At 66.0% G+C, this 26,521-nt stretch carries 22 protein-coding genes; 3 read left to right on the plus strand and 19 right to left on the minus strand.

What is annotated here, in order from left to right; translation table 11 throughout:
* Position 1 precedes the first annotated feature (1 nt).
* Positions 2–1,327: a hypothetical protein gene (locus ELEN_RS04225; protein ID WP_015760214.1), complete on the minus strand. Its 1,326-nt coding sequence runs from the start codon at positions 1,325–1,327 to the stop codon at positions 2–4.
* 149 nt (positions 1,328–1,476) lie between these two features.
* On the opposite strand from ELEN_RS04225, the gene ELEN_RS04230 reads away from it, so the two are divergent.
* Entirely contained in the window at positions 1,477–1,929 is a 453-nt protein-coding gene (locus tag ELEN_RS04230; RefSeq protein ID WP_015760215.1) for a hypothetical protein, read from the plus strand.
* Complete coding sequence (locus ELEN_RS04235) at positions 1,917–2,297, plus strand: sugar transferase (RefSeq protein ID WP_041691612.1); 381 nt, start codon at positions 1,917–1,919, stop codon at positions 2,295–2,297. Before ELEN_RS04230 ends, ELEN_RS04235 begins: the two co-directional genes overlap by 13 nt.
* A gap of 130 nt (positions 2,298–2,427) precedes the next feature.
* Here the strand turns inward: ELEN_RS04235 and ELEN_RS04240 are convergent, their stop codons facing one another.
* Positions 2,428–3,177 carry a hypothetical protein gene (locus ELEN_RS04240; protein WP_015760216.1) on the minus strand — a complete coding sequence of 250 codons (750 nt, stop codon included), beginning with the start codon at positions 3,175–3,177 and terminating at the stop codon, positions 2,428–2,430.
* Complete coding sequence (locus ELEN_RS04245; protein WP_015760217.1) at positions 3,161–4,150, minus strand: hypothetical protein; 990 nt, start codon at positions 4,148–4,150, stop codon at positions 3,161–3,163. The genes ELEN_RS04240 and ELEN_RS04245 overlap by 17 nt, the downstream gene beginning before the upstream one ends.
* A gap of 196 nt (positions 4,151–4,346) precedes the next feature.
* Here ELEN_RS04245 and ELEN_RS04250 point away from each other — a divergent pair, with 196 nt between their 5' ends.
* Positions 4,347–4,682, plus strand: a complete 336-nt coding sequence (locus ELEN_RS04250; protein ID WP_015760218.1) for a hypothetical protein — start codon at positions 4,347–4,349, stop codon at positions 4,680–4,682.
* A gap of 18 nt (positions 4,683–4,700) precedes the next feature.
* Here ELEN_RS04250 and ELEN_RS04255 read toward each other — a convergent pair whose 3' ends face one another.
* The 16 genes from ELEN_RS04255 to ELEN_RS15680 form a co-directional block, all read right to left on the minus strand.
* Entirely contained in the window at positions 4,701–5,096 is a 396-nt protein-coding gene (locus ELEN_RS04255) for a hypothetical protein (RefSeq protein ID WP_015760219.1), read from the minus strand.
* Complete coding sequence (locus tag ELEN_RS04260) at positions 5,093–5,839, minus strand: hypothetical protein (RefSeq protein ID WP_015760220.1); 747 nt, start codon at positions 5,837–5,839, stop codon at positions 5,093–5,095. Before ELEN_RS04260 ends, ELEN_RS04255 begins: the two co-directional genes overlap by 4 nt.
* Before the next feature lie 13 nt (positions 5,840–5,852).
* On the minus strand, positions 5,853–6,815 hold the full coding sequence (locus tag ELEN_RS04265) for a hypothetical protein (RefSeq protein ID WP_015760221.1): 963 nt from the start codon (positions 6,813–6,815) through the stop codon (positions 5,853–5,855).
* Positions 6,816–6,830: 15 nt separating this feature from the next.
* The gene (locus ELEN_RS04270; protein ID WP_015760222.1) at positions 6,831–8,051 is read right to left on the minus strand and encodes a hypothetical protein; all 1,221 of its coding nucleotides are present in this window, start codon (positions 8,049–8,051) and stop codon (positions 6,831–6,833) included.
* A 127-nt stretch (positions 8,052–8,178) separates the two neighbouring features.
* Complete coding sequence (locus tag ELEN_RS04275; RefSeq protein ID WP_015760223.1) at positions 8,179–9,072, minus strand: hypothetical protein; 894 nt, start codon at positions 9,070–9,072, stop codon at positions 8,179–8,181.
* Positions 9,073–9,198: 126 nt separating this feature from the next.
* Positions 9,199–10,608, minus strand: coding sequence for a hypothetical protein (locus ELEN_RS04280; protein WP_015760224.1), 1,410 nt, complete (start codon positions 10,606–10,608; stop codon positions 9,199–9,201).
* A gap of 24 nt (positions 10,609–10,632) precedes the next feature.
* The gene (locus ELEN_RS04285) at positions 10,633–11,568 is read right to left on the minus strand and encodes a hypothetical protein (protein ID WP_015760225.1); all 936 of its coding nucleotides are present in this window, start codon (positions 11,566–11,568) and stop codon (positions 10,633–10,635) included.
* Between the two features lie 210 nt (positions 11,569–11,778).
* Positions 11,779–13,476 carry a hypothetical protein gene (locus ELEN_RS04290; RefSeq protein ID WP_015760226.1) on the minus strand — a complete coding sequence of 566 codons (1,698 nt, stop codon included), beginning with the start codon at positions 13,474–13,476 and terminating at the stop codon, positions 11,779–11,781.
* Between the two features lie 110 nt (positions 13,477–13,586).
* Positions 13,587–14,000 carry a hypothetical protein gene (locus ELEN_RS04295; RefSeq protein WP_015760227.1) on the minus strand — a complete coding sequence of 138 codons (414 nt, stop codon included), beginning with the start codon at positions 13,998–14,000 and terminating at the stop codon, positions 13,587–13,589.
* A 14-nt stretch (positions 14,001–14,014) separates the two neighbouring features.
* The gene (locus ELEN_RS04300; protein ID WP_015760228.1) at positions 14,015–15,643 is read right to left on the minus strand and encodes a TrbL/VirB6 family protein; all 1,629 of its coding nucleotides are present in this window, start codon (positions 15,641–15,643) and stop codon (positions 14,015–14,017) included.
* A 6-nt stretch (positions 15,644–15,649) separates the two neighbouring features.
* Complete coding sequence (locus tag ELEN_RS04305; RefSeq protein ID WP_015760229.1) at positions 15,650–16,618, minus strand: hypothetical protein; 969 nt, start codon at positions 16,616–16,618, stop codon at positions 15,650–15,652.
* Between the two features lie 59 nt (positions 16,619–16,677).
* On the minus strand, positions 16,678–17,628 hold the full coding sequence (locus ELEN_RS04310) for a hypothetical protein (RefSeq protein ID WP_015760230.1): 951 nt from the start codon (positions 17,626–17,628) through the stop codon (positions 16,678–16,680).
* A gap of 146 nt (positions 17,629–17,774) precedes the next feature.
* Positions 17,775–18,254, minus strand: a complete 480-nt coding sequence (locus tag ELEN_RS04315; RefSeq protein ID WP_015760231.1) for a hypothetical protein — start codon at positions 18,252–18,254, stop codon at positions 17,775–17,777.
* A 60-nt stretch (positions 18,255–18,314) separates the two neighbouring features.
* Entirely contained in the window at positions 18,315–19,259 is a 945-nt protein-coding gene (locus ELEN_RS04320; RefSeq protein WP_015760232.1) for a hypothetical protein, read from the minus strand.
* A 118-nt stretch (positions 19,260–19,377) separates the two neighbouring features.
* Complete coding sequence (locus tag ELEN_RS04325; protein ID WP_015760233.1) at positions 19,378–20,337, minus strand: hypothetical protein; 960 nt, start codon at positions 20,335–20,337, stop codon at positions 19,378–19,380.
* 94 nt (positions 20,338–20,431) lie between these two features.
* The gene (locus ELEN_RS15680; RefSeq protein ID WP_015760234.1) at positions 20,432–26,449 is read right to left on the minus strand and encodes a DEAD/DEAH box helicase family protein; all 6,018 of its coding nucleotides are present in this window, start codon (positions 26,447–26,449) and stop codon (positions 20,432–20,434) included.
* Positions 26,450–26,521 lie beyond the last annotated feature (72 nt).

Raw genomic sequence — 26,521 nt, forward strand, 5'->3', positions numbered from 1 at the left:
TCTACTGCTTGATTCCGGCGCGGCTGGCGCAATCGCCGGCGGTCGAGCTGGCCGCGGCGGTTGCGCGGCGTCCCAGCTCGGCGGGATCGGGCTTTACCGCGACGGCGATCTCGGGCTTCTTCTCGTTATACTCGATGCGCCCTCTGAAGGGATCAGAGAAGCCGAAGCAGTCCTGGGGTGTGTACAGGTCGATGCGGTCGGACTTCCACTCACCGCGCACGGGTTCCATCATCGTGTACGAGATGTCGTGCGGGTCGATCTCGAAATCACAGTCGAGCACGGTACCCATGGTGCCGCCGCAGCCGCCAACGGGGTCGTAGATGCCCAGGATGGGCTCATACCCTCCAGGCTTGACCGTGAAGGTGCCGGCGTTTTCGCAGTCGCCGCGGCAGATTATCGAGAGGCCGGCGTCAACGAACGCGTCGAGAGGCAGCGTCGCGAGGACCGCAAGCCCGACAGGACGATTCTGCGGCATGTTGAAGATGTCCTCGCGGAAGCTGCGCTCGAAAGGCGTCACGGGGTCGTTGACGACCTTCTCGATGGTTGTTCCCTGCGAGGCGCACAGCTTGTCGAAGATGCTTTCGGGGATGTCGGCGGGACGCGTGAAGGATCGGTAGTCCTCGGTGGGCTCGTACTCCCACCTGTCGTTCTCGCCCTGGCCGCCCCTATGGCAGACGCACGGCAGGTAGTCTTCCTGCCAACCACGCGCTGCATCGATGACGTCGCCCTCAGAATACAGGCCGTTGACGGACAGTATGAGCGAGGTCTTGAAGGAAAGCCCGCTGAAATCGATGTCGTAGAAGAACCCGAACTTATCGGTCAGGTCGCCGCGGAGGCGTTCACTGTCGACGTAGGACTCACGCCCGAGGCACCCCGAGCCGAGCCGCGATTCGATTGCCTGGGCGAACTCATCGGCGATATTCTTGCAATCCGCAAGTCTCGCCTCATCGAGCCCGTCGTTGAACCTGTCCGTGAGCACGCAGGTGACGGCATGCGACAGGTCGCCGGCGGTTAGCCCCTTGTGCGTCTTGATCTTATCCGGGTCGATGAGGCCATCGGCCCACGCAAGCGAGGTGTCCGCGAGCAGTTCGCCGCAGATGCGCGCGGCATAGCCGTACTCCCCGTATTCGGGCCAGTAGTCGAGGTGGATATCCCCTCCGCTCCGGATGGCCTTCAAGATTTCCTGCCGGTTGAAACGGTTGCCGACGACATCCGCGAGCATCGCGGCGGCCTCGTCGGCGCCGAACAGGTTCACGACGTCATCGTAGCTGTCGATCTCGAGGTCATCGGTAAGGGTCGCGCTGTCATTAGGGTTGATATCGGCCATGTCGGCACCTCCAGTGAAACGGTTGTCCCCATCGATGCTACCCGCCGCGAACCCGCACGGAAACGCCCCTTCCCGAACGGGAAGGGGCGCCCCTCCACCACCGCGCCGAGGGTATCCTTTTGCAAAAGACCCGTCAGTTCGGAGAGGACATGACCGTAGAGCGAAAGTTCGATGCGAAGTCGATGCTGGGGATGCTGAGGAGATACGAGGCCACGGTCGGCGACCTTTTCGCCGTCGTGCCTCCCCTGATGCCCCGGGACAGCGTGAAGGCCGCCGACATCGACGGGGTGACCCTTAGGCGCATCTCAGTGAAAGACCTGACGGAAGGCATCCTGATGCCGGAGGAAAAGGTGGAGGGGGACGAGCTCATCCGGGTCGATGCGGCCAAGGCGGACCGTTACTGCCTGCGTGCGGGCGATATCCTGATGCCGAGGATGCTGCCCAGGCACAAGTACGCGGACTACATGGTGGTGAGCGCGGGGTATGCGGAGCAGGACCTTGCCACGTCCCACAACATGATAACCATACGCCCGCGGGCCGCGGATATGGCCGAAGGGGAGCGCATAGCGTATTCCGAGATGATGGCGACATGGCGCTTATAGGCCCAAGGCCTGAACGCCCGGCTTTTTGCGCCGAGTTCGAGAAGCGCATTCACGGCTGGAACTATCGCGCTCTAGTGAAGCCAGGGCTCAGCGACCTCGCGCAGGTGAGGGGCGGCTATGACCTTTTGCCGAAGGAGAAAGTTGCACTCGACTTGTGGCGCGTGGGGTATCCCAGCCTGCGCATCGCGCGTGTCACCGACCCGCCGCACTCCTCGATCATATCGACGGCCCTGCGCTTCTGCTCGTCCGTGCAGCTCGGCTGGACCGATTCGGTCCAACAATTTGTCCGCATCCCCATTTGTCTCGAATGCAACGACGCGATGTCCAACTATGGCTCAGCCTTCGCAACCTGCTGGACTGCTCAGTAGCGCCCAGTAACTACTTAGTAGATACACGGTAGCTGCGGTGTGGCGAAAGTAGGCGGCGATGAAAGACGCGGGGTGCGCCTTGCGGCCCGTCCTAGATGACGCCGCACGGTAGCGCTATCGGACAGCTGCGCTACCGCAGGTAGACGCTCTTGAGCACCTCGACGACCTGCTGCGCCCCGACGCCCTTGATCTTGAGGGCCTTGGGGTCGACGGGGTCCGACTCGTAGGCCTCCAGGAAGCGTCGCATGTCGGCGCGGACCCCCTCGCTCATGGCGGGGTGCTCGCCGCCCGCGAGCAGCGTGGCGAGGCGGCAAACGTCGTTTCGGTGCTTCTTCACGCTCTTCTCGTCAACGGCCTGGTCGCCCGCCCGCCTGGCGGAAAGGTCGAGCCACGCCTTGGCCTTGAAGGGGATCAGCCCCTCGACCGACAGGACGGCGACGCCGCCGGCCGACGTCCTGTTTTCGACGAGCAGCCGGTAGTACTCCTCGTCGAGCAGGATCGCCGAAAGGCTCGACACCTCGTCGTCGATGTGGATCGGCATGAGGCCGGACTCCGCGTCGCGCAGGTCGACGTCGGTGCGCGCGAACAGCTCCAGCATGGCGGGGAAGGCCGGGTCCTCCGGCTTGGAGAACCGGTAGAACTGCGGCTTTCCGCCGCTCTTCTGCCTGTTCTCGTACCCGCCCTCCTTGACGAAATCCCAGAAGACGCGGCCGAACTCGGGCGTCAGCGCCTCCACCAAAAGGACCAGGTCGAGGTCCTTGGTGGCCCTGAAGTCCTGCCCGGCCTCGCCGAACAGCAGGTCGCAGGCGCCGCCGCCGATCAGGACGTACTCGCCATCGTGGCCCGCAAAGCGCTCCTTGAACTTATCGATTCCCCTCATGATCGCCTCCAAGCACTCGGTTCAAGACGTTCTCGATCTCGCCCGCGACGCGCGGGTCGTCCCTCTCGTCGGCGGGAAGGGACAGGATGGCCGAAAGCGGGTCGACCGCGCATCCCGGCGCCGGCACGGGCTCGTAGCGCAGCACCTGCACCACGCACGCGGGATCCTCTGGCTCGTCGAGGCCAGTGTCGCGCGCGTCGGCCGCCAGCCCCAGGGTGCGCTCCTGCGCTTTGGTTGCGGCGAAAGTCGGCCAGGGGTCGTCCTGCAGCATCGAGAGTCCGCACAGCGCCGAGAGCCCGCCAAGGGGAAGCTCCGCATCGGGCACGCGGCCCAGGCGATGCTCCCTCGCGACCGGGCTCGACATGCGCGGCTCCAAGTGACGCCACATCGCCATCTTGTCCCTGCCGGGGCGCAGCACCCGCCGCCGCCCCTCGGCGGCGACAATCGAGGGGTCGGCGGCCGCGAGCTCGTCGAATGCGCGAGAGGCGGTCATCTTCGCCGCGCCGAGGAGGCCTGCCGCCTGGGTGACGCTGGCGCCGTCGAGGTCGCCGTAGAGCGCCATGAGCGCGAGGCGCTGCGCCTGGGGCGAGAACGTGCCAACGTCTGTCTGCCGCCTGTCGCGCGCGTGGCTCCTTCTGCTGCTCAGCGCGATTCCCAGGAACGGCAGGTATACCTGTCCGCTCGGCTCGATGAAGGGCAGGCCCGCCTCGAGCATCCGCCCGACCCTGTAGGCCGTGGCGCCCTCGAGGGCGAAGGCCACGGGGGTCCCCAGGGCCGCCTCCAGGGCGTCGCGGTGCTTCGCCATGGTCTTCGCCGTCGGGCTTTCGACGGGGGAGGCCACGGCGAACGGCACGCCGAAGGCGGTCCACCGCTCCAGGGAGTACAGCCCCCTCAGGTAGAGGGGGAGCCCCGAGGCGTCGACGGGCTCGCAATCGACTCTCGTGTGCAGCGTCTTCTCGACGTACTCCCTCATGCCCTGCCTCCTCATGTAACTAAACAATTATCAATGTACCATTATGAATGGTACATAGCAAATCAATTAGTTACACTTAATGACGCCTTGCGAGCCCTCGTGGTCTTTCGGAATCGCGATGCGTCTAGCAGGGCGCTCCGCTCGGTTTTCCCTGTGTTTTCGTCTTGGCAAAAGGGATATCTCACCAGGGGCCGAGATGATCGCGAGGTTCCTGGACGTCCTGGAGGATACCGTGAAGAACCTGACATGGCGCCCGGCGGAGCTCCAGGCGATCGACGCGCCGTCGGCACTGGACTACCGGACGCCAGACTATACGGCAAATGCAGCGAAGTACATGGATCTGTACGGCGCCAAGCGCCGCGCGGAGGCCAAGTATGCGGAGGCCCTGGAGAGGGCCGAGCAGGCCCGCAGGAATGTCGCCGTCGTCCTCGAGAAGACATCTCCCGCCACCCTCGCGGCCGCGGCAAAGAAATCGGCGGCCGCCGGCATAGCCGACAGCCGCCGAGACGATCCCGCAAAGACGATCCGTTAGCCGGTAGGCATCGACGCCCTAGTGCTTGATGCCGCCGGCCTCGTCCGCATGCGAACCGGCAGTTCGGTTTGCCGCCGCGCTCGCGGCCTTGGCGAGATCTGCGGGACGACTATCACCGTCATGCGCTTGCGCGCCGTTATGCGCCGGCGTGCCCTTCACGGGATCGAGCGTCATGGCGTCCCCGTCGAGGTGAACATCGGTCCGGTGCACCGGTTCCGAATCGCGCCCGTCGTAGGTGAAGACATGCACCGGCGTCGGGTAGTCATCCTGAAGCTCAGCCGGCGCCGCCTCGATGAAGGCGAGCTGCCCGCTGCCCTTCCCATCGGGCAGGTTGATATCGACGCTGATGCCGCCTGCGAACGGCGTGGCAATCAGCTCGCCGAAATCGGTCATTACAGAAATATGCTCGTTCATAACATACGCTCCTTGATACCCAAATTGCCATCAGATTCGTTCACGCTCCGTGCCGCCGCCCAGGCGGCCACGGTGGCGTCGGGGAAGCGTTCCCGGGCGCGGCTGAAATCGGGCGCGACGGTCTCGCACCAGCAGAAGTCGTAGCCGCAGGTCCACACCTTCTCGCCGCCCACCTCGACGGGCACCGACATGTGTACGGGCGTGCCGTCGAAGGCCTCGATCACGCGCTCGCCGTCGAACAGGACGGGGAAATCGTCCCCATCGTCGATCAGCTGCGCGACGATCTGCTCGATGGACTCGCGCGGGAAGTAGTAGATCGGGCCGTAGTTCCAGCCGACCCCCATGGGGTCGCAGTAGGCGCGGAGTCCGTCCGGGTCCCCGGTGCGCTCCGCGTAGATGCCGTCGATATCGACATGGCATGCGAAGAGGCAGTCGGCGCCGCAGGTCTCCCCGACGGGAGCCCGCTCGGCGACCTCGGTGAAATACGAGTCCAGCCACCTGGCCGCGGCGGAGCGCATCCCCGCGTTTTCCCTCAATGCCCCGACGATGCCGTCGCAGGCAAGGCAGCCCCGGATGATATCGCCCCGGGTTGCGCCCCGGGGGAGCATGAAGGCGGGGTCGTCTGGACCGAAGCGGCAGGCGACCTCGTCGCCACGGCGCTCGAGCTCGATGGCACCCTGCGCGCGGGCGATATAGATATCCTCGAAGGTGGGGAAATCGGGTTTACGGGAGAAGTAGTCCATGCAGATCGCCCTTCTAGATATGGAGCCCGGTGCCGCCATCGGCCCCGCCTGCGGTATTTGCCGCCGCGGTCCTCGCGCCCTCGAACAGGCGCTCTGGGATACGCCCGGGGATTACCTTCCTATCTACCCTTTTGGCGTTTGCCCGATACGCCTTCACGGCCTGGACCACATCGTCGATGCCTCTGGCGGCCTTCTCGCTGTACGAGGGGGCGCACTCGATCCAGGCGGGACAGTTCACGACGAGCGCCTTGACGGATTCGATGTCATTCGCCACAAGGCCGGCGGAGAGCCCGTCTGGGTCCATGCCCACGGCGTCCTCGAACCAGTCGAGGCGGTTGAGGCACGAGCCGTCCCAGCCGTCGTCGAACCCGAAGGAGGGCACGTCGTTCAGCGTGACCCCGCCGAAGAGCTCGAAGAATTTGCCTGGGAGCCCGTCGCCGCCGAAGGCGGCGAACACGTTCAGCAGGTAGCCGTTACAGGACGGGTCGGGGTCGACGGCGTCGGGGCACCAGTAGTACCCGACCGGTAGGCTCTCGATATCCTCGATGGGCCCGCGCACCAAGTACGAAGGGCTCTCGAAGCGCCTGAGCGCCGCCGTGATCTCCTTCACGCTGCACGTCTCGGCATCGGGGCCGCAATAGCGATTGAAGCATCGAGCCCATGCGGCGCCGGTGGCGGTCGTCTCGCTAGCGATCCAGTCTTTGAGTGCCATGTCGTCCGGGAAGGTGACATCCACGGTGGAGTCCACGGCCATGTCCATCCAGGACCAATCGGGGTCCCCGGCCGCGTAGCGCTCGGGGCTGTCGAGCCCGGTCCCGAGCCTCACGTCATAGCTTCCGTCATCGAGGCGGCTGATAAGGATGCCCGGTTCGTTCTGGCGCCCGGAATACCCGAACGGGCACCAGAGGAAGCCGTTCTCCGCGTCCAGGTCGTGCAGCGTCGGCGTCCCCTCGATAATCTGATAGGTCTCTTCCATGGCTATGCCTCCCTCCTAGTGCTTGATGCCGCCGGCTCCGTCGGAGTCGGGCTTGACGCTCTTGGCGGCAGCCTCCTTGGCGGCCGCGGCGATATCGGCGGGTAGATGCGAGGGGATCTCGGCAGCCATCTGTCCCTCGAGGACCATGTCGCCGTCGAGATGCACGTCGGTGCGGTGGTCCGGTTCCTCGTCGCGGCCGTTGTAGGTGAAGGCGCGAACGGGTGTCGGATAGAGGTCGTTGGCATCCGGGTTCGCATCGACGAAGGCGATATCCGCGCACTTGCCGCCGGGGATGTTGATGCCGACGCTGATGCCGTCCTCCTTGGCGTTGGCGATGAGCTCGCCCGCCTCGGTCTGGACGGAGAGTCCGCCGGCACCGACCCCCATGCGCTCCTCGAGCGCGGTGATGACGTCGCTGTATCGCCCGATGTGCTCATCGTCGATAAGGCCGCATGACAGATCGTAGCTCGCCATCGCGGCGGCCATCAACGCGCCGGTCATGCTGGTGCTGCCCTCTGCGATTCGGATATCCGCCGGATCGGTATGCTCGGCGATATAGCGCATCTCGTCGTATATGGCCGCCTTCTCTTCCAGCTTTCCGACCTGGCTCTCGATTTGTTCCACCTTCTTGTGGAGCGGTTCGTTGTAGAGGCGCTTGAGGTCGCGGTTGAAGGTCGCGATGCGTTCGTCCAGCTCTTCACTCGGCCCATCGATCTTCTTGGCGATCTCGGCGAAAACGATGCCCTGCATGAGCATCAACGCGATCCCGGAGCTTCGCACCTCGTCCATGGGAGTCTCGTTGACCTCCATGAGCGAATCGAACGTCTCGGCCTTGCGATGCTCTTCGGCTGCAAGCATCTCGTCATAGCGCACTTGCTCGGAAGGTGAGACCACCTCATCGAACTGTTCCCGCCAGTCGCGATCTACGGCGCAGTCCGGATGGTCGCCGAGGAAGACCAGTCTGCTGGACTCGTCCTCGTCATGATGAGACCAAAGGTCATATACGGCATCGTAATCCACGCCCGTGATGGCGGCGATCTTGGAAAATACGTTCTCACGCACCAGGGAGTCCCCGACGCCGAGATACTTATAGATATCGCCGCCGTCCGCCATGCATTTCACGGCGCCGGCAAAGGTGGCGAGCGGGTTGATCCTGTAACCGAGCTCATCGGATGGAAAGGCCCGGATATACCAATCGCGGATACTAGACTTGAAATTGAAATGCTTCTTGCTCATTTCGCCAGCTCCAAAAAAGAGGGTCGGCCAGATACACCGAAGATGCTACCCACATCGCCCATCAACGAGAACGGCCCTTCCCGAACGGGAAGGGCCGCCATCTGACCGCGGCGAAACTAAGAAGGCGCTAGATATGCTTGCCGCTGCCGGCCCCATCGGCCGACACGTTGGCACTGGCCGCTTTCTTGGCCGCCGCAACTATGTTAGTTGGGCTGTTCTTGGCATTGCTCCGCTTCTCGATATCGGCAACGGCCTCTCTGGCGACGGCAAAACGAGGGTGAGTAAATGCACCAAGGCAACAAGCCAAGATATAACGACGTGAAAACGGATGAGAGGTATAGACGGATTCGAAATGCATCTTATCCGTCGTCGGCTTCGCGCAGTCAAGCGCTTGAAGAACGAAGTCCGCCTGTATGAACGCCAACTGGACCTGGCAGGCCGCGAACAGCTCGGTGGCATGGCTCCGAACGGCCTCGAGGTTGTAGTGCTCGGCGTGGCGATCGCAATAGACCGTATTGATGGCATCGATAGCGATAGAATCGGTGCGCCACTCGAGATTGGGCAGGACTCGCTCCGCAATACCGTAGAGAACAGGGTCGTCAAGGGATGACATAACCTCGTTCAGCATAGCGTGATTTGCGATGGCGAAGGCCTTGCCGAAATCGATATCGACAGTGGAAATTCGCCTAGATCTGGGCTCGATCACGAGCTTGGCGGCCTCAATGAGGCGCAGTTCGTCCTCGTCGATGAAATCGCTATTCATCGGCCCCTCGTGACAGACATTTGAAACGGTCTCGTAACTCTCCCCGGTGATCTCAGCCAGTTTCGCGAGCACGATGTTGCCGAAAATCTCGCTATTGGAACCGATAAGGTCATTCAAATCGACACCGTTCGCCATGCCCACGACGACGTCTGCGAACGTGATATCGGGACGAGTCCACACCTGGAAGCTATTCCTCGGGCAGAAGTCCCTATACCAATCGAGGACGCTCGAATCGAGTTCGTATTGTTTTGCCGCCATAAACCATCAGCTCCAAAAACAAGTCAGCCAGATACATAGAAGATGCTACCCGCACCGTCCGACAACGAGAACGACCCTTTCCGAATGGGAAAGGCCGCCATCAATCGACAATGAGAACGGTCCGCACTAGATACGCTTCCCGCCGCCACAGCCGTCACCCGATAGCTTCGCCGCGGCCGTCTTCTTGGCCGCGGCGGCCATATCGGCAGGGTTGTAGGCCTTCTGAACGGGACGCACGTAGGTGGCCTTCATCTTTTCCGGTTCCTCGACGCCCACGATAGTGAAGTCCCCGTTGACCGTCTTGCCGACCATGCCGCACAGCTCCTCCGCGGTATAGCCGGAGAAGAAGATCTGTTCGTCGATATCGAGCGGTTCCGTGTCCTGCTCGCAGAAGAGTCGATATTGGGCGGTACCGGGCTCGTCCGGGAAACTGACCCACACGGGGATGACCGTGACCTCGGTCACGGCATTCTTGGCCGCCTCCGCCTGAACGCTGGGTTCGGGTACGACATCGGTGGCCTTGGGGATCGGGAGCGCTTCGCGGCTCTTGAGCCCCGGTGCCTCGATGCCGAGCCTGACGCACGCGCGCGCCGCCAGGCGGTCGAGCCCGATATTCTCTGCGAACTCGCGGGCCTCCTTGCCGTCGAGGGTCCAGAAGTCCGGTCCGATGGTGGCGCCGGACCAGGAATCGGCGTTGAGGTCATACCCGATGGTCGTCTCATGGCAGAAGAGCTTCCTGCCGCCCACATCGGGGGCATGCGTGATGGGGGAGAAGTTCAGGATGATGTTATGCTCACCCGACGGGAAATCGATGCCGATGGCGTCGACGGAAAGCGAGTCGGGATAGCCCGTTCCCCAACCGTAGCCGAGGCCGGAGAAATCGACCCTACCGAGCCCGTGGACCGCCTGCTCTTTTTTCATGGGGACGACCTTCGACGTTGTCTCCGACTTCTTTGTCTTGCCGACCACGGCCGTGTCACCGAGCCCGAGTTCGCGGCGGCGCGGGACCATCCTCTCGTTGAAGGCGAGCACCGCCGCGCGGCACTCATCGGCTCCCGCGGACGGGATGATCGGGCGCCCGTCCAGCTTCGCGATCTCCTCGGAGTCCATGAGCGTGAGGTTTTGGAAGAATGTCCTCGCCTCGACCTCGGAAAAGTCCGCCATCGTGCTCTCGCAGAGCCAGTCGCGGGCGGTGTCGTGGTCGGTGAACTGGTCAGCGTCCTCGATGATGGCGAAACAGCGCGAACGCACCTCGTTGTTGCCGAGCTCGTGGTCCCAGTCGTCGGCTAGGATGCGCGCTCCCACCGTGAACGCGTCGGGGAAGTACGCCTCATGGTCGCGGCGCTCCGCGGGCGTGTCGTCGTCCCAGTCGAGCAGCATGCCGTCAAAAAGCCCGCAGGTCCCGGTGGGGTCGAGCTCCATTTCTGTATAGTCCCAGCCCAACTCCTCGACGTTGCCGGAAGACATCACGTTGACGGCGGTGAAGCCGTTGCAGACGACCGCCGCCCACCTGTCGAGCTCGTATTTCTCGGCCATGGCCATATCCTTTCAAACGCGCTTTTACAGCTTGATCGCGCCGGCATCCCCGGTGCCGTCGCCGGCGGAACACCCGGCGGCTTTCTTCGCGGCCGAGGCGACCTTGCCCGGGACGGGCTTCTTCTCCTCGTCGGCGAGCTCGCGCATGGAGTACCGATAGCACCACGCTTTCGCCTCTTCGGCGGAGGCGAAACGGGTTCCCGCATCCTTGCCGACAGTCTCTCCCGCCGAGACCATGACCTTATAGGGCTTGTCCGTGCCGCTGGTTTCACAGTAGATATCGAACACCGTCTCCCCGAAGCGGTAAGACTTCTGCGCCGCGCCGTAGGCACGCTCCGCGAAATGCGGCAGCGAGCACGGCCCGACATCGGACACATCGTAGAGGTTGCCGAGGAGGATATGGAAATCATCTAGGTCCATCTTGCCGGGCGCGTAGCGCTCGCCTCCGAGCCTGAACCCCTTGCCGTCGAACGATACCCCGGAGATGAGCCGCACGTCCAGGTAGGCGGTGCCGTCATGGTGGGACGCCTCGATACTGAACGTGCCGTTCGTGTCGACGATGCGGTCGATTTGGCAATCCACGAGGGCATCCGCGCTGCCCTTCCCGTCGATGAGGTCGCGCAGCGAGTTGGCCGCGACGAGGCCGCGGGAGGGAACGTCCCAGCGCCCGACCGACCCCATGGCGACCACGGAGATCTCAGCCGGGTGCTCCGGGTCGTCGCCGCACTTCAACTCGCGGAGCATGGAATCGAAGTTGGCGATCTCGTCGTCGAGATAGAGGTCGATGTCCCTGTCGAGCGCATTGCGGACCTCCTTCATGAGCTCGTCGGAGTACAGCACTTCGCCCACGTCGACTCCGTGCTCCTCGGCGACCTCGAAGGCGTAGTCTTTCTCCGCCTCATCGGAGAGGTAGTAGGCCCGGTCGTAGAGGACGCGTTCCGCGGGCATGAAGAGATTCATGGCGAAGTCCTTTCGGTTGGAAACGAAGGCACGGGACCGGTCCGGTCACCGCTATAGACCGATAGTACCCGCCCGAATCGCCAACAGTCATGGCCACGCACCCTCTTTCCCGAACGGGAAGTCGACAGGCCTGCTGGGGTCTTGAACGCAAAAGGCCCCGGACCCGAAAAGGGCCCCGGGTCAAATATCACGCCGACGCAAGCCAATTCGCTAGAGACGGCACCCGGCCTCGACCGCGTTACCCCGCCCGCTGAGGCGATCATTCATCGCGAGCGCCCCCGCGGCGAGCTTCGCCGCCGCGGCGTTGCCGAGCGAGGCGCGGTAGGTGAGCGTGTCGACGCCGTAGGCCTGGACCCTGCATCCCGTGATCGCGCCGAGCATCGCCATGGCCTCGTCCCGGTTGCCGAAGTGTCTGACCACATCGGACATCCCAGCATCGACACGGCGCACGGCGATATCGCACAGCGGCTCAAGCCCGCGGGGGGATTCCTCGAGATAGGCGAGGACGCAGTCGATGCCGTTGGAGGCCGCCGCCGCGGAGACCTCGTCGAAACCGATTTTCGAGCAGTCGAGCTTGACGCCGCCGACCTCGAAGCCTTGCTCCCCGTCGCGCATGCAGTACCACAGGCAGGGGACGCCCGCGCCCGCATCGGCATCAAGGGTGCGCGACAGGAACGCCACCCCGTCCTCGTCCTCCCAGGGCGTGAGCGGCGTGACGTCGCGCGGGGCATCCTGCGCCACATAGAGGGGCGACATGAACGTGTCGTCAGCATAGGCGCCGAGCACGGTGCCCGCGCGGCTGTACTCGGTCTCGCCGAACGCTCCGTCGATCGCGCGCAGCACATCGTCCGCATCGGTGCCGGCGGCAAAGCCGCGCCAGTCGCGGAAGAGCATGCCAAAGCGGTCGACGTTGTCCGCGAGCTCCTTATAGAGTCCGTGGACGGTTCCGGGCAGGTCGTAAGCGTCCTCCGGGGCGATGGGCCGCCCGGCGAGCATGAAGGCCTCGCCGTCGCGGATGTCCTGGTCGACAAGCGTCTCGGGGTGAAGTCCCGCTTCGGGCTCGCCCGCCGCGGTCCTGTCGACGAGCATGGCCGCGTAGCGGGCGTCTCCGCCGGCAATCTCGAGGAAGTCGCCCCAGCGGTAGGTCTTCTCGTCGGGCGCATTGCCGTCCGGTACGTACTCACAATCGAGGTAGGCCTTTACCGCCGCGAGGCAGTCGGGGCATTCATCAGGAAGGTGCCGGGCGATTTCGAGGATATCGCTGTCGGCGAACCCGTATCTGCACGACAGCTCCTTGGCGTAATACGAGAAGTCGAGGAGGCTCTTCTTCGTATAGGGACCGACGCGCATATCCGCCTCGCCGGGCACGCCGAGCCAGAAACCGTCGAACAGTTCGAGATCGCATCCGATGGCGTCTTCAATGGAATCGACCGCCTCGCGCGGGTCGAGCCCGCGGCTCACGCCGGGCGTGTACTTGAACGACCTTCCGCTGAAATACTCCAGGAGATCGACCCCGAACTCGGAACGCGGGAGGTCGGCGGCGGGCAAGTCGAACGACCCCGCCTCAAATCGCTCGGTATACGCCCCGGTGGCGTCGTCGACATCGTTGCGCAGAAACGCGATCTGGATCAGGTCCGCCCCGTCGTGGGACACCGGGCGGAACAGCGCGACTCCGTCGCTAAGACCGCAGCACCCGACGATTTCGCAGGCATAGGCATGCTCTGGCTCATCCCCCTCGTACTGGCCGCCGGTCGATACCATATCGATGGTATCCATGGCGCTGTAGACGTGGCCGCCCGCGATCCCGAGGAAATCGTCCCAGCGGTACGCGTCCGTATGGCCCTCGGGCGTGTACTCCACATCGGTATATCTGAAAATACCCGTATCGTTCCGTCTGTCTGCGTCCATATCGATGCACTCCAATTCGCAAAAGCCGGCACTCTGATACCCGAGATGGTAGGGCCGCCGTCCCGCGATGCGGCCCGGCGGCCCGTAAGGTTCCCGAACGGGAAACCCGGTCACTTCCTCTGCCGCTTGGTCGGCGTCAGCTTGCCCGAGCCGGTCTTCTTGAGGATCGACTTGGCGGCATGGGCCATCTGCGGCGGCGTCTTCTCGTAGAGCTTCCCGGCCTCGACGTCGTCGACGAGCCGTTCGGCCTCGCCAGGCGTGAGCGTCTGGGCGCAGACCTGCCTACAGCTCAGGTCCTCGGACTCCACGGCATCCACGACCTCGATTCCCTCGCGGCGGCACGGCGCCCCGACCAAGTCGAGCGGAGCGCGGACGCGTCCCGCCTCGATGAGCGCGGCGACCTTCTCGCGGGCAGCCTCGGCGTCCGTGGCGAGCGCGGGATAGCTGAAGGTGACGGACTCGGAGACCGTCACCATATAGTATTCGGCGCCGGTCTCGGCCGCGGTCTCGAGTCTTTCAACCATATAGACCAATCTCCTTACGACGATCCCTTGCCCGTCGGCGGTTTCTTCTTCTTGCCGCGGTCCTTCGCGGTCCTGGCGGCGGCGCTCTTCGCGTGTCCCGCCGTCTCCCGCGGCGGCCTGCCGTGGGGGTAGTACTTCTCGGGCGGCGCCACGGGCTCGGGCTTGGCCTCAGGTGAGCGCCGGCGCCGCATCGCATGGCGCTCGGGGCCGCCGGCTTCGCCGTCGCCCTCTTCGCGGCGGTAGCGCCGCCCGCGGGGACGCAGGACGTCGACCTCCCCGCCGTCGTCCGCTCCGCGCTCCATCGGCCGCCCGTGGCGTCCCAGTCGCTCCCGTCGGCGCTCATGGGCCTCTGCGCGCGACTCCGCGAGCCGCCCGCCCTCTCCGGCCGGTACGGCCCCTCCTGTATCGCCAGCTGTGCCCCGATCTGTTTTCGCATCAGGGCTTCTATCGCCGGCCCCTGCGGCCCGCATCGGCACGGGAGGGGTCACGGGGCAGGGTTCCGCCCCCGTATGCGCCACCTCAAGGCTCCCGCCCTGGGGACCCGCCCCGAGAGGGCTTGCGATGCCGTCCTTCCGCGCGAAGTGCCGCCCGGTGGCGCCGGCATCCCCGACGCTTTCCATAGAAGAGGGGACCGCGGTCTCGATACCCGCCCCATCGCCATCCGCCCTGGAATGCCTGCCGATAGCCCTCATTGCCTTCTCGATGGGCTCGCGCGCGAGCTCTCCCACATCGACATGCAGCCCGGCGCCGTTTTTGGAGACCTCTAGCGGCAGTGTTTCCATCGGTGTAGGGCGGTCACCGCTTTCCAATAAGCGGGATTCCTCCACGCCCCCCGCCTTCCCCGCGATGCCGCTCTCGGCGGCGCCGCGCACGCTCTCCCTCGAGGGATCGCTTTCGGGGATGACGTACCGGCGGTGCCTCTCGAAGGCGGCGCGGTAGCCGTTGCGCATCTGCCTGATGAGGGGCGCAGCGGTCTTCACGATCTCGTTGACGTACCTCTTGAGCGAGGAGGCCTTGGCCCTCACGTCGTCGGGAGGCAGCACGGGGCTGGCGCACCCGGGGCCCTGGGCACGGAAGTGCGCCTCGATGACGAAGCGCGTGTTCTCGTCGAGGTCGTCCCATGCGACGGGCACGCGCTCGGCCTCCGGCGCCGCGTCGGCGTCGCCGTCCATGTCGGCTATGTTGACCAGGCGGTGCAGCCCGGCCTTGGCGTCATTCCACGACGCGGAGGCGATATCGACCGACAGGTCGAGCACGCGGGCCGCGCCCCTGAGCCTCGTGGGCGGCAGCCCCACGAGGAGCGCCGGCGGGAACAGTTCGTCCACGTAGAACAGCCCGCCGCCCGACCCGCGCGGCCTGGACTTGACGCCGTAGACGCCGCGGCACCCGTCGGCTGCCTTGATGTCCGCCCCGGGGAAGAGCGATCTCCATGTGGCGATCGGCAGGATCTCGCGGGACTCGTGCCAGTCGGATGCGGCGAGCCCGGCGCAGTTCATCGCCGACAGGTTGTAGAAGGCGTTGGCGCAACCCGTGTGCCGGGAAAGCGTCTCGAGATAGCGCCGCCATCCCGCTTCATTTGAGGCGGCAAAGACCAGATAGTTTTGGTTTTGCGCGTTTACCGTTCGGACGGTCGGGGCGGCCATGGCGCGCTAGAGCTTCTTGCCGCCGGCATCGCCCTCGGCCGTGGCCGATTTTGCCGCGGCCGCCTGGGCCTTGGCGCAAATGAGCTGCGGATCGCGATTCTTGCTTGCACCGATGCAGTAGGTACGCACCTCGCGCAGGGCCGGGGCGATGTCCTCCTCATCCGCATCCTCGACGGCGAGGGATTTGCCCAGGCTGGAGCCGAAAAGGTACACGTCGGCATCCGTGCGCAGGAAGAAGCGCACCTCCTCGGGCTTCTCCGCGAAGTCGTCGACATGGACCTCACGGGCGCCAACGTCGTCGAGGTCGCGGATCGTGATGGGTCCATCGCCGATCTTGCCGGCATCGACCTTGTAGACGGCCAGGTCTCGCTCCCCGAAAGTGACGGGGCAGACGGAGACATGCACACTGCCGCCGTCGACCGCGGGCCAGACGTTGACGGTGGGATAGAAGTCGCCGTCGCAGTCGAAGACCTGCTCGTAAAACTCAATGACCTGCTTGCTGTGTCCGACCTCCAAATCGAACGAGCTGGGGTCGAGACAGTCATGGATGACGCCCCAGCCTTGGCTGTAGATGGTGTCGTCGATATGGTTCCCGAGCTGGTCGATGGCGAAATCTACATTCTCCTCGGTTGCGGGGATGGGGAAGCCGAAGTTGCCCCAATCGCTCTCAAGCGAGTCGGCGATGTCCTTGCGGCGCCAACGGAGCGTGATGAACTCGTCATCGTAGAGCTTGCCGCCGGTCGGCGCGTAATCGCGGCCGCGGCCCTTCTCGAAGCGCAGCTTGGCGCGCGTCACGTCGTCGAAGCGCTCGATCGACTCCCAGGTGCGCGAGTCCGCTTCGTAGCCGCTGGCCACGGCATACGGGAGGCCTGCGCCGTCGGCGACGCGTCCGCCGTCGGCCTCGGTCATCGCCAGCAGGGCGAGACCGCTCTCGTCGTCATACTCGAGGACGAAATGGTCCAGCTTGTCGTTCATGTTGGGTCTCCTAACGGATAGGGCGGTGGAAGCAGGCGTCCGCCGCTGGTTACTGGTTCTTATGTCCTCGATATACCGGCCACGCCGCCGCGCCGCCGAACGTGGCGTGGCGGCGTGGCCGTCTCGGGCGGGTCGATCGGGTGCGAGATGTGCTGGCAGCGCTGCGCGGTTTGGCGCAGGTAGGGCGAGATGTCGCGTTCTTGCTCCCTGACCGAATCGCTAGGTGCCGGGATATAGGCGCAAAGGGGGTCGACGAAGGCGCGGACGACGGGCGATGAGCTGGCGAAGGCACGGACTTTACCGATATCCGCATCGATACCGTCCACGCAAAGCTCGATTTTCCCACCCAGTCGGTCGATCTTCTCGAAGGTGACGGGTTCGTTGACGATTGCCGCGGCCGGAATCGTGCGGACGATGAGCCCGAACGAGGGGCCGTCTCCCAAGCGGCAATGGGACACATGAACCGCATTGCCGTCGCCCGACGGCCAGAACATCGAATTGTGGTGCGCGGTCACGTCGTATACGCCCCTGTAGAAGTTATCCGCCTGGGAGCTGCCGAGACCGAGGTCGAGACGTTCCACGCGGATGGAATCGACCATCTCCCTCCATCCATGCTCGATGAGACGGTCCCGGACATGCGCGATTTGCCTGATCGCGGTATCGATGTTCTCCTTCGTCGCGGGGATAGGGTAGTCAAGCGACTCCTCCAGGATCCCGGCGATATCGCCGCGGCGCCAGCGGCAGGCGATGATCTCGTCGTCGTGGAGCCTGCCTTCGTTGGGTGTGTAGTCGCGGCCGACGCGGTGCTCGAAGACGACCTTGGCGCGCGTGATGTCGCCGAACGGCGTTGCCCTGGCCCAGGTGCGCGATCCGCGGTGGTAGCCGCTCGTGACGAGATAGGGCATGTCGGTGCCGCCTCGGACGGCCGAGCGGGCGTCGTCGGTCAACGCGACCAGCGCGCAATCGCTCCACTTGTCATACTCGAGGACGACATGCGGGACGGTCTCCATTTCGATACTCCAATCATATTGCCGCGGACGGTGTGGCGGCCCTATTGTTTCTTGCCGCTTCGTCCGAGCTCGGCTCCATCGCGATTCAGCGCGGCCTTGGCGGCCGCTGCGGCCATGGCTTGCGGCTCGCGTGGACTTTCCTTCCGTCAGGGATCTATCGATGCGCGGAGCCTGCGGTCCTTCTCGAGCCTCAGGTCCGCGTACCTTTTTCGGGCGGCGTAGTATGCGGCGCTGTCGCTCTCGCTGCCGTCGAGGCCGTGGACATGCGCCATATGGGCATCAACGTGCTCGACCATTGCGGCGCCCGCCTTCTCGATTTCGTTTGCGAGCTCCGCATCGGTGAACCCGCGGATATCCGACGTGGCGGAACCGCCCCGGCGCATGACCCCGTCAAGCGAGTATTCCCGCCCGCGCAATCCCTCGTAGGCGAGCTTCGCCTTCACGATGTCGTCGAATAGCGTGCAGTCCTCCCACTCGCGGGTCGGATGGTCGTATCCCGTGGCGACGACGTAGGGCGTGTTGTACCCGTCGATGGCCGGCACGACCCCGTCGACGGCACCGGCGATGAGGGCGCACCCGGCAACGTCGTCGTGCTCGAGGATGATGAAATCGATAGTTCCATCCATGTTGAAACTCCCAAACGAAAAAACGCCGCGGCAGGAACCGCCTGCCGCGGCAAAGTGAACTCAGCGCTTGTTGCCGACGAGCTCGACGGCGCCCTTCGCGCCGCCCTCGGCGGCCGACAGCGCCGCGGCGGCGATGGCCTGCGGGTCGAGGGGCTTCTGCGCGGCCGTGCGGGCATCCTCGGTCACCTTGCGCAGCGTCGGCGCGAGGTCGGGCAGCTCGCCGTACAGGTTGTTGACCCCGAAGCGCTCATCGAACCTATCGACCGCGACGCGGTTGGCGAAGGCTCGGATGGCCTCGATGCCGTCGAGGCCGTGCTTGTACACGCACAGCTCGCGTTTGCCGCCCAGGCGCTCGATATCGTCGACGGTGATCTCGTCGTCCCCGATGAGGCCGGCATCGATCTTGTAGACTGCCAGGTCGCCGTCCTCGCCGTCCACGGCGGAAGTCATGACGAACGCGGCGTCCCTATCGCTGCTCGGCCAGACGACGGCCTCGGTGAAGCTCGAGAGCCCGAAGGCGTCCCTGTAGAAGTCCGCGCCCTGTTTGGTCGAGATGCCAAGGTCGAGCGCATCCTCGTCGATGATGGCGCTGATGGTCTCCCAGCCGTCCTCGATGGAGCGGTCCTGGAAGCCGTCATGCGCCATGAGCTGTCCGATCGCGGCATCGATGTTCTTCTCGGTGGCGGGGACGGGGTAGGAGAGGAAGTCGGAAAACGCTTCCGCGACGTCATCGCGGCACCAGCGGATCGTGCAGAACTCGTCGCCGCGCAGCTTGCCCTCGGCGAGCGGGTAGGGATGGCGGCACGAGCGCTCGTAGTCGATCTTCGCTTGGGCGATGTCGGTGAAGTAGTGCCCGGCGCCCCAGGAACGGGACTCGAAATCGTATCCGTCGGCGACGATGTAGGGCGATGCGTGCCCGCTCAGGACAGGCTCGTGGCCGCCCGAAGTGGCGACGACGAGCGCGGTGCGCGTGTTCTCGTCATATTCGAGGACGATATGCTCCATGGCGCAGCTCCTTAAAGGGATCCGCCGCGGAAAAGCGGCGGCGATGTGGATATTGCCCTGATGATATGGTCGGGGCGCGGCCGTGTGAACGCATGTTCCCGAACGGGAAGCGCCGTCCCTAGAGCGCGGGCCTGCGCCCGTCGGCCGTCCCGTCCTGTTTGCTCGAACCAGCTGCCCTCTTGGCGCCGCGGGCCTGCGTGCACGGGTCGGTGAGCGAGCGGGAGCGCTCTCGCGACTCGGCGGCGAGGCGCGCCACGAGGCAGGGGTCGGCCGTGTTGGGCGACAGCGTGGCGCACGATGCGGCCAGGGCCGCGTCGGCGAGCCTCTTGACGCCGTCGGCGCCGTCCGGGACCTCGCGCATGTAGTCTCTCGAGTCCTCTGCGGTGTCCACGAACCCGAAGAACGCGCGCTCCCTCCCGCCGTCCGCGATGGGATAGGCGGCGCCCTCGATCAGGACGCCTCCGTCACTGCGCGCGTCGACGCAGTTGACTCCGATCTCGGCGGTATCGGTCCCGCCGAGGCCGATCGTGACGGAGAACAGCCCTTCGGAGGTGCCGATCGCTTCAGGGACCTTAACGCCGAACTGCCGGGCCGTCGATATCGCCGTCTCGGCGGCCATGAGCGCGGTGGCGTACAGCTCCGGGCTCGACAGCCCGCGCACGAGCGCGGCGCGGCAGCACCCGGCGAGCGTGTAGGAGTTCGCGGCGGGGGCGATGCCTCTCGGGAACACGGGGATGCCGGGCGTGTTGGCCTTGAGGAGGGGCGAGGCGGCGGCGAGCTGTTCGAGCTCGAAGCGCGAGGGCGTCTCGTCGAGCAGGTCGGCGAGCGCGTCGGCGACGGCGTCGAGCGGGTCTCCGGCGATGCGGCACCAGGTCGGGACGTCGACGGCGATGCAGGCGGCGTGCCCGGTCAGCCGCCCGGCCTCGCGGTCGATGTCGCGCACCTCGACCCTGTTGAGCGTGTACCCGCCCGCCCCGCTCCCGACGGGGCAGGTCAGGATGCTGGAGTTCTCCCGGGAGATGATCGTGTAGTGCGCGCCGTCGCAGAATACGGCGGAGTCGATTTCGAGCGGCTGCATGGCTTGTCCTTTCGGTTTCAAGGGGACAGGGGGCCGGAGACCGGCCCCCTGTCGGACGTGTCCTTCATGGCATATACCCTAAAAGCGCCCCGGCTTACATGCCGGCTTTGCGCTTCTCGCCCTCGGCGTGCCCATCGTGCGCGGATGCGGCCGCCGAGCATCGCGCGGCCTCGGCGATGTCGCCCGGGACACCGAGCGCGACGCCGTTGGGCACGGCGGTCGCCGCATTGTGCGCGGCGGAGTCCTCGCAGATGAGCCCCTGGCGGCGCAGCTCCGCCATGCGTGCGGCCTCGCGGGCCTCGTCGTCGGCCGCGGCGGCGCGCTCGTGCTCGCGCTCGGTCTCGCGCTCCTCCTCGACGCCCACCTCGATCGCGGCGGCCTCGGCCTCGTCGCGCTGCGCCTGCTCGCGCTGGCACTGCAGCTCGGCCTCGATGCGCTCCTGCTCGAGGACGGCCAGGCGTTGCTCGAGCTCGTCGAGCTCGGCCTGCTTGGGGAACGGCTCCTTGGCCGCCTTCTGGGCGTCGGCGAGCGCGTGCTGCGCTTCGCGCAGCTTCAGCTCGATCTCGGCGGGGCCCTTCGCGTCTCGGGCGATGATGCGGTCCATCTGGGTGAGCACGGTGAATGCTCCTTTCTCTCCGGAAGGGAAGACCCTGTCCGACATGTGAACGTGTTTGGCGGCATCGACCGCGAGGCCGATATAGGGCAGCCAGTCGTCGTCGAGGACGTGCTGGCGGCGGCACACGACCGACAGGCCGCGGTAGATCCCGATGGTCTCCTGGCAGCCGGGTCGGACGTCGTAGGCGGCGCGGCGCAGGGCCCGGATGGCCTCCTCCTTGTCGGCGATGTGCGTGCCGCCGACGGTGAGGAAGCTGTCCTTGGAGCCGAGCGTCTGCTGGCGGACCAGGTCCGCCTCCGCGAACGGAATCTCGTCGTCGGCGAGCATGTCGCGCTGGGAGGTAAGCGCCTCGACGAGCGGGCGGTACTGCGTCTCGATCTTGTGCTGGACGTCGGCCAGGCCCTCCAGGTGCGATGCCATCATGAGCTTGAGCTGGCCGATCTTGTTCTCGACGTCCATGCGCTCGGCCACGGTGGGGTCGCCCTCGGCGATCTGCTTCATCTGCGCGAGCGACAGCACGGTCTCGTCCAGGTCGTCCATCGTTCGCACGGGCGACTTGTTCGTGAACACCTGGCTGATGAAGCGCTGCTTGCGCTCGACGATGGAGTAGAGGTAGCTGTCGAACGTGCCGGTCGAGACGTAGCGGAGATCGTGGACGTGGTCGAAGCCGTTGCCCTGGCGCACGATGCGCCCCAATCGCTGCTCGAGGTCGGACGGTCGCCACGGGCAGTCGAGGTCGTGGATCGCGGCGAGTCGCGTCTGCACGTTCGTTCCGGTGCCGAGCGTCGTGGTCGACCCCAGCAGGATGCGGATATCGCCGTCGCGCACCTTCTCGTACAGCGCCTCCTTCTGCTTCGACTTGCCCTTGGCGTCGGTCACGCAGGCGATCTCGGACTCGGGGACGCCGGCCTCGATGAGGCGGCGGCGCACGTCGTCCTGGATGTTCCAGCGCCCGGAGGCGGGCGTGGAGGAGTCTACGAACACGAGCTGGGCGCCGCGCTCGGCCTCGGTGTGCTCGCGGATGTCGAGGATGTTCTGCACGCATGCGTCGACCTTGCCGCCGGAAAGCGGCTCCATGTCGGGGTCGTCCTCGAGGTAGAGCAGCTTCGGGTCGAGCGCGACCTTCCTGCCGTCGCCGGTGATCTTGAGCATGTTGTCCACGCTCGGGTCGCAACCGGCATGGACCTTCTCGCCGCGCTTCACCAGCGCCTCGACCTCGGCGAGCTGTTCGGGCGTCGCGGGCACCGCGACCGCGTGGCTCTCGAGCTCGGGGAGGTCGAGGTCGAGGTCGTCTGCGGTCATGATGTCGCTGTAGCAGTGGAACGAGCTCATGAGCTCGGGGAGGTTCTGGAACCTGGCGAAGCGGCGTTTGATGTCCAGGCCGCCGCCCTCGGGCTTCGGCTCCAGTGTCTCGGTGACCTCGCCGAAGGTCTTGGCCCACGCGCTGAAGTTCGAGACCCCCTGGCTGGCCAGCAGGCTCGGCGAGAGATAGCGCTGCATGTTGTAGAGCTCGGCCATCGTGTTCGTGACGGGCGTGCCCGTGGCGAACACGATATTGCTGCCGCGCCCGTTGCCGCGCAGGTATTCGCACTTCATCAGGAGATCTTCGCACTTGGCGGCGTCGCTGGTCTGCATGCCCGGCACCGAGCCGCCCGACACCGCGAGGTTCTTGAAGTAGTGGGCCTCGTCGACGAATATCGCGTCGCAGCCGACCTCCTCGAACGTCGCGCCCTCGAGCGTCTTTGATGCGTTTCGCTTCTCGAGCGACTGGAGCTTGCTCTTGAACTTGTCGCGCACGCCCTCGATCTGCTTGACCGAGAAGTCCTTCTCCCCGGCGCCGTCCTCCAGCTCCATGAGTCTGGATTCCTCGAGCTCGTCGATGCGCGCCGTGAGCGCCGCCTTCTGCGCCCCGTAGGACATCTGCAGCTTCTCGAAGCGGCTGAATCCGACGATGACGGCGTCCCAGTCGCCCGATGCCGCCTGGCCCCAGAACCGGCGCACCGAGTCCGGGCTTTTCGCCGCGGCGTCGGTGAGGACGAGCAGCTTCGCGTCGGGGTAGAGCTTGAGGTAGTCGGCGGCCCACTGCTCGGTGAGGTTGTTCGGCACGACGATCATCGGCTTGCGGGCTCGCCCCAGGCGCTTGAGCTCGTGCATGGCGGCGATGCCGGTGAATGTCTTGCCGGCGCCGACCGTGTGCGCGATCAGTGTGCCCTCGCCGTCCTGGATGATGCGCGCCACCGCGTCGCGCTGGTGCTTCCTGAGCTGGATGTCGGGCGACATCCCCGGCAGCGAGAGGTAGTCGCCGCTGTACGCGCGCGGGGCGACGCGGTTGAGCTTTCGGTTGTAGATGTCGGCGAGCATGGCCGCGCGGCCCTCGTCCTTCCAGACCCACTCGCGGAAGGCCTCCTCGAGCTCTCGGCGCTTGGCGTTGGCGGCGGCCGTGGCCACCGGGTCGGGGATCTTCTTCTTGGACTTTTCCGCGACCGGGTTGTAGTCGGGGTTGTCCTTCTCGATCTGGATGAGGCCGCCGTTGAGTGCGGCGGTGAGGATCATGAAGCAGTTGTAGGAGCCCACGCCCCACTTTTTCGCGACCGACTCGTCCATGCCGCCGCTGGCGGACGTGACGCCCCACCTGCCGGAGACCTCGGAGTAGCGGACCTCGAGGCCGCGCGCCTGGGCGGCGGTCTGGTAGCTGCCGCGCACCCGGCTCTCGTGCCCGTAGCCGATTTTGAAGGTCTCGAGCGCGAAGTCGCGGATCACCGACGCGGGGACCCAGGAGCTTCCGAGCTGGCAGGCGATCTGCCCGGGGACGAGCTTGACCGGCTGGACGGCCTCGAGGCGCGATTCCAGGCGCTCGAGGGCCGCGACGCGGTCCGGATCTACGGGCGGGACGGCGAGCTTGGCGGCCTCCATGAAGTGCGCCTTGTACTCGCGGAAGCGCTCCAGCCCCTCCTCGGTGGCGAGGTCGGACAGCTTTGCCGGCTCGCCGGAATAGTAGTCGACCAGGTAGGAGGGGCGGCCGTCGCGGCGGAGCAGATCGGCTTTCGTGACACGGTCCTCGGAGCGCTGCTTCCGCTCGATGCGGTACAGGTACTCGACGGCATCGGGTGCCGCCCTGAGGGCGCGGGCCAGGCGCATGCCGTTCTCGATACGCGCCTCCCTCACGGAGACCTCCCCGTAGGACGAGCGGACGGGCGGCTCGATCTCGACGCCGGCGACCGCGCGGAAGGTCTCGAAATACTCCGACCTGTTGAGGATGCCTGAGCCGCCCGCGGCGAAGAAGGCGCCCAGCTCCTCATCGGAAAGGCCGCTGTCGCAGACTAGGTACTTGATCGCGTGCGCGGGCGTCTTCGCGACGTCCTTGTCGATCTGGCCCGAATAGAAGTCGCCGAGGCCGCGGGCCAGCAGGTCGATCAGCGGGTTGCCGGTGGACACCGACGCGCGGTCGTCGCCGTCTTGCACGGCGATCGGGCGCGGACCGTCGTATGCCTCGAGCGCGAGGGGGATGAGCGCCGGCCAGCAGTCCCAGTTGATCCGGCGGGCGCCGCGGTCGAGGCCTTCGGAGTGCGCGAAACCGTCTACCGCGAAGCGCGATGTCGTCGGGTTCAGGCTGCTCTCCCATAGGTGCGTCTTGCGCAGCTGCGCGAGCGCGTCGCGGGCGTCGTCGGGCAGGCCGTCGGCATCGACGGAGAACCCGAGGTGTTCGTTCCAGGCCTGACGGGTCTGGCGCTCCGCGCGCCCGCGCTCGGCGTCCAGCAGCGCGCGGACGTGCTCGAGCTTGCCGCCCACGTCGCCGGAAAGGTACTCGTCGGCGGTCATTACGTGCGTCGCGTCGTCGGGGTCGGAGACCACGAGGTCGCCCAGGCGCTCGAGCGCGGTCCGCACGTCGGTCTCCATGAGGTCGGCGAGGAAGTCCATATCGACCCCGCCGCGCGCATCGATCGTGACGGCGAGGGCGTCCGAGGGGTTGCCGACGTGCTCGGGCGTGGGCGCCTCGGGGGTGACGAGGCGCTTCTTGAGGATGTCCGCCTTGCCGGTCACCTCGCCGTTGGAATCAACCTTCTCGAGGCTCAGGAGGTTGAGGGCCAGCGAGTGGTCCGTGAACCCCTTGGAGGGGAACACGGCGAGGTTCTTCTTGGAGTTGATGCGGCCGTAGCGCTCGAGGAAGGAGTCGTATTCGGCGGAGAGCCCGGCGATGGCCTCCTCGACCTCGTCGTCGTCCGCGCCGGGGTCGCGCTCGAGGGCGAGCAGCGCGCGGGCGCCGTCGCGAAGCAGGAGCATGGCGCGGGCGCGCTCGGGGCCGGTCTTGCCGCCGCCGGGCGTGAAGGGCTCCACGGCGTCTTCCGTGCCGTACCAGATCGTGCCGTCCGCGGCGACGGAGAACTCGAACTTCGTGGGCGCGGTCGGGACCGCCGAGACCCCGGCGGCCTCCTCGGCTGCGGCCATCTCGACGACGTCGGCGCGGTCGACGCTGTCGCGCAGCAGGTCGGAGACGCGGTCGCCGAGGGCGGTGGCCCCGCCCTTGAAGCTGACGCCGAGCGTCGGGCCCATGGGACCGCTGACGATCGACATGTCGCCGATGGCGCGGCCGGGATGCTCGTTGAAGTATCGGTTGATGTTGACGGTGTCCTCGAAGGGCGAGGTCTCGACCCACTCGGGAAGCTCGTCGTCGGACAGGGCGATGGGCTCGGGGCGGCGGCGGAGCAGCAGGATGTCGCTCAGCGCCTCGGTTCCCGCCTGGCGCCTGAACGTCTCGGCCGGCAGGCGTACCGCGCCCAGGAGCTCGGCCTTCTCGGCCATGGCGCGGCGGGTCGCGGTCGAGTTCTTGTCGAGCGTGTATCGGCTGGTGAGCACCGCGACGATGCCGCCGGGGCGCACGGACTCGATGCTCTTCCTGATGAAGTAGTCGTGGATCGGCATGCCGTCGATCTTGATGTCGCCGCTGTAGGGGACGTTGCCGATCGCGGCGTCGAAGGAGGCGGGGGAGACCCGGCACTCCTCGAGGCCGGCGGCGGTGATGTGCGCCTTGGGGCAGAGCGCCTGCGCGATGCGCGCGGAGATCGGGTCCAGCTCCACGCCGTGGAAGTCCAGGGCGAGGTCGGCCGGCGCCAGGCGCATGAAGTTACCGGTGCCGCAGCCCGGCTCGAGGATGGCGGCGGGATTGTCGCCCCGGCCGATGCCGGCCTCGCGCAGCGCGTCGTAGATGGCGCCGATGACGGGCGCCGGCGTGTAGAAGGCGGTGAGGACGGTATGGCGCTGGGACGCGAACTCGTCCTCGCTCAGCAGCTCCCTGAGCCTGTCGCGGATCTCGCCCCACTCGCCCTCGGCCTTCTCGGAGAAGGCCTTCTGCGCGCCGCCCCAGCCCGAATAGGCCTCCATGGCGACAATCTCGGCGGCGGTGGCGCTGCCTCGCTCCTCGGCGGCGGCAAGCGCCTCCAGGGCGGCCAGGTTCTTCCTGGCGCGGGCGATGGGGCTGCCGGCGCACTGCGAGTCCACGCCGGCGACCGCGTCGATGGTCGCCGCGTCGTCGGCAGGCTCGTCGATAGGCGTCGGGGTCTCGGCCTCGGC

The sequence above is a fragment of the Eggerthella lenta DSM 2243 genome (genome assembly GCF_000024265.1).
GTDB lineage: Bacteria > Actinomycetota > Coriobacteriia > Coriobacteriales > Eggerthellaceae > Eggerthella > Eggerthella lenta.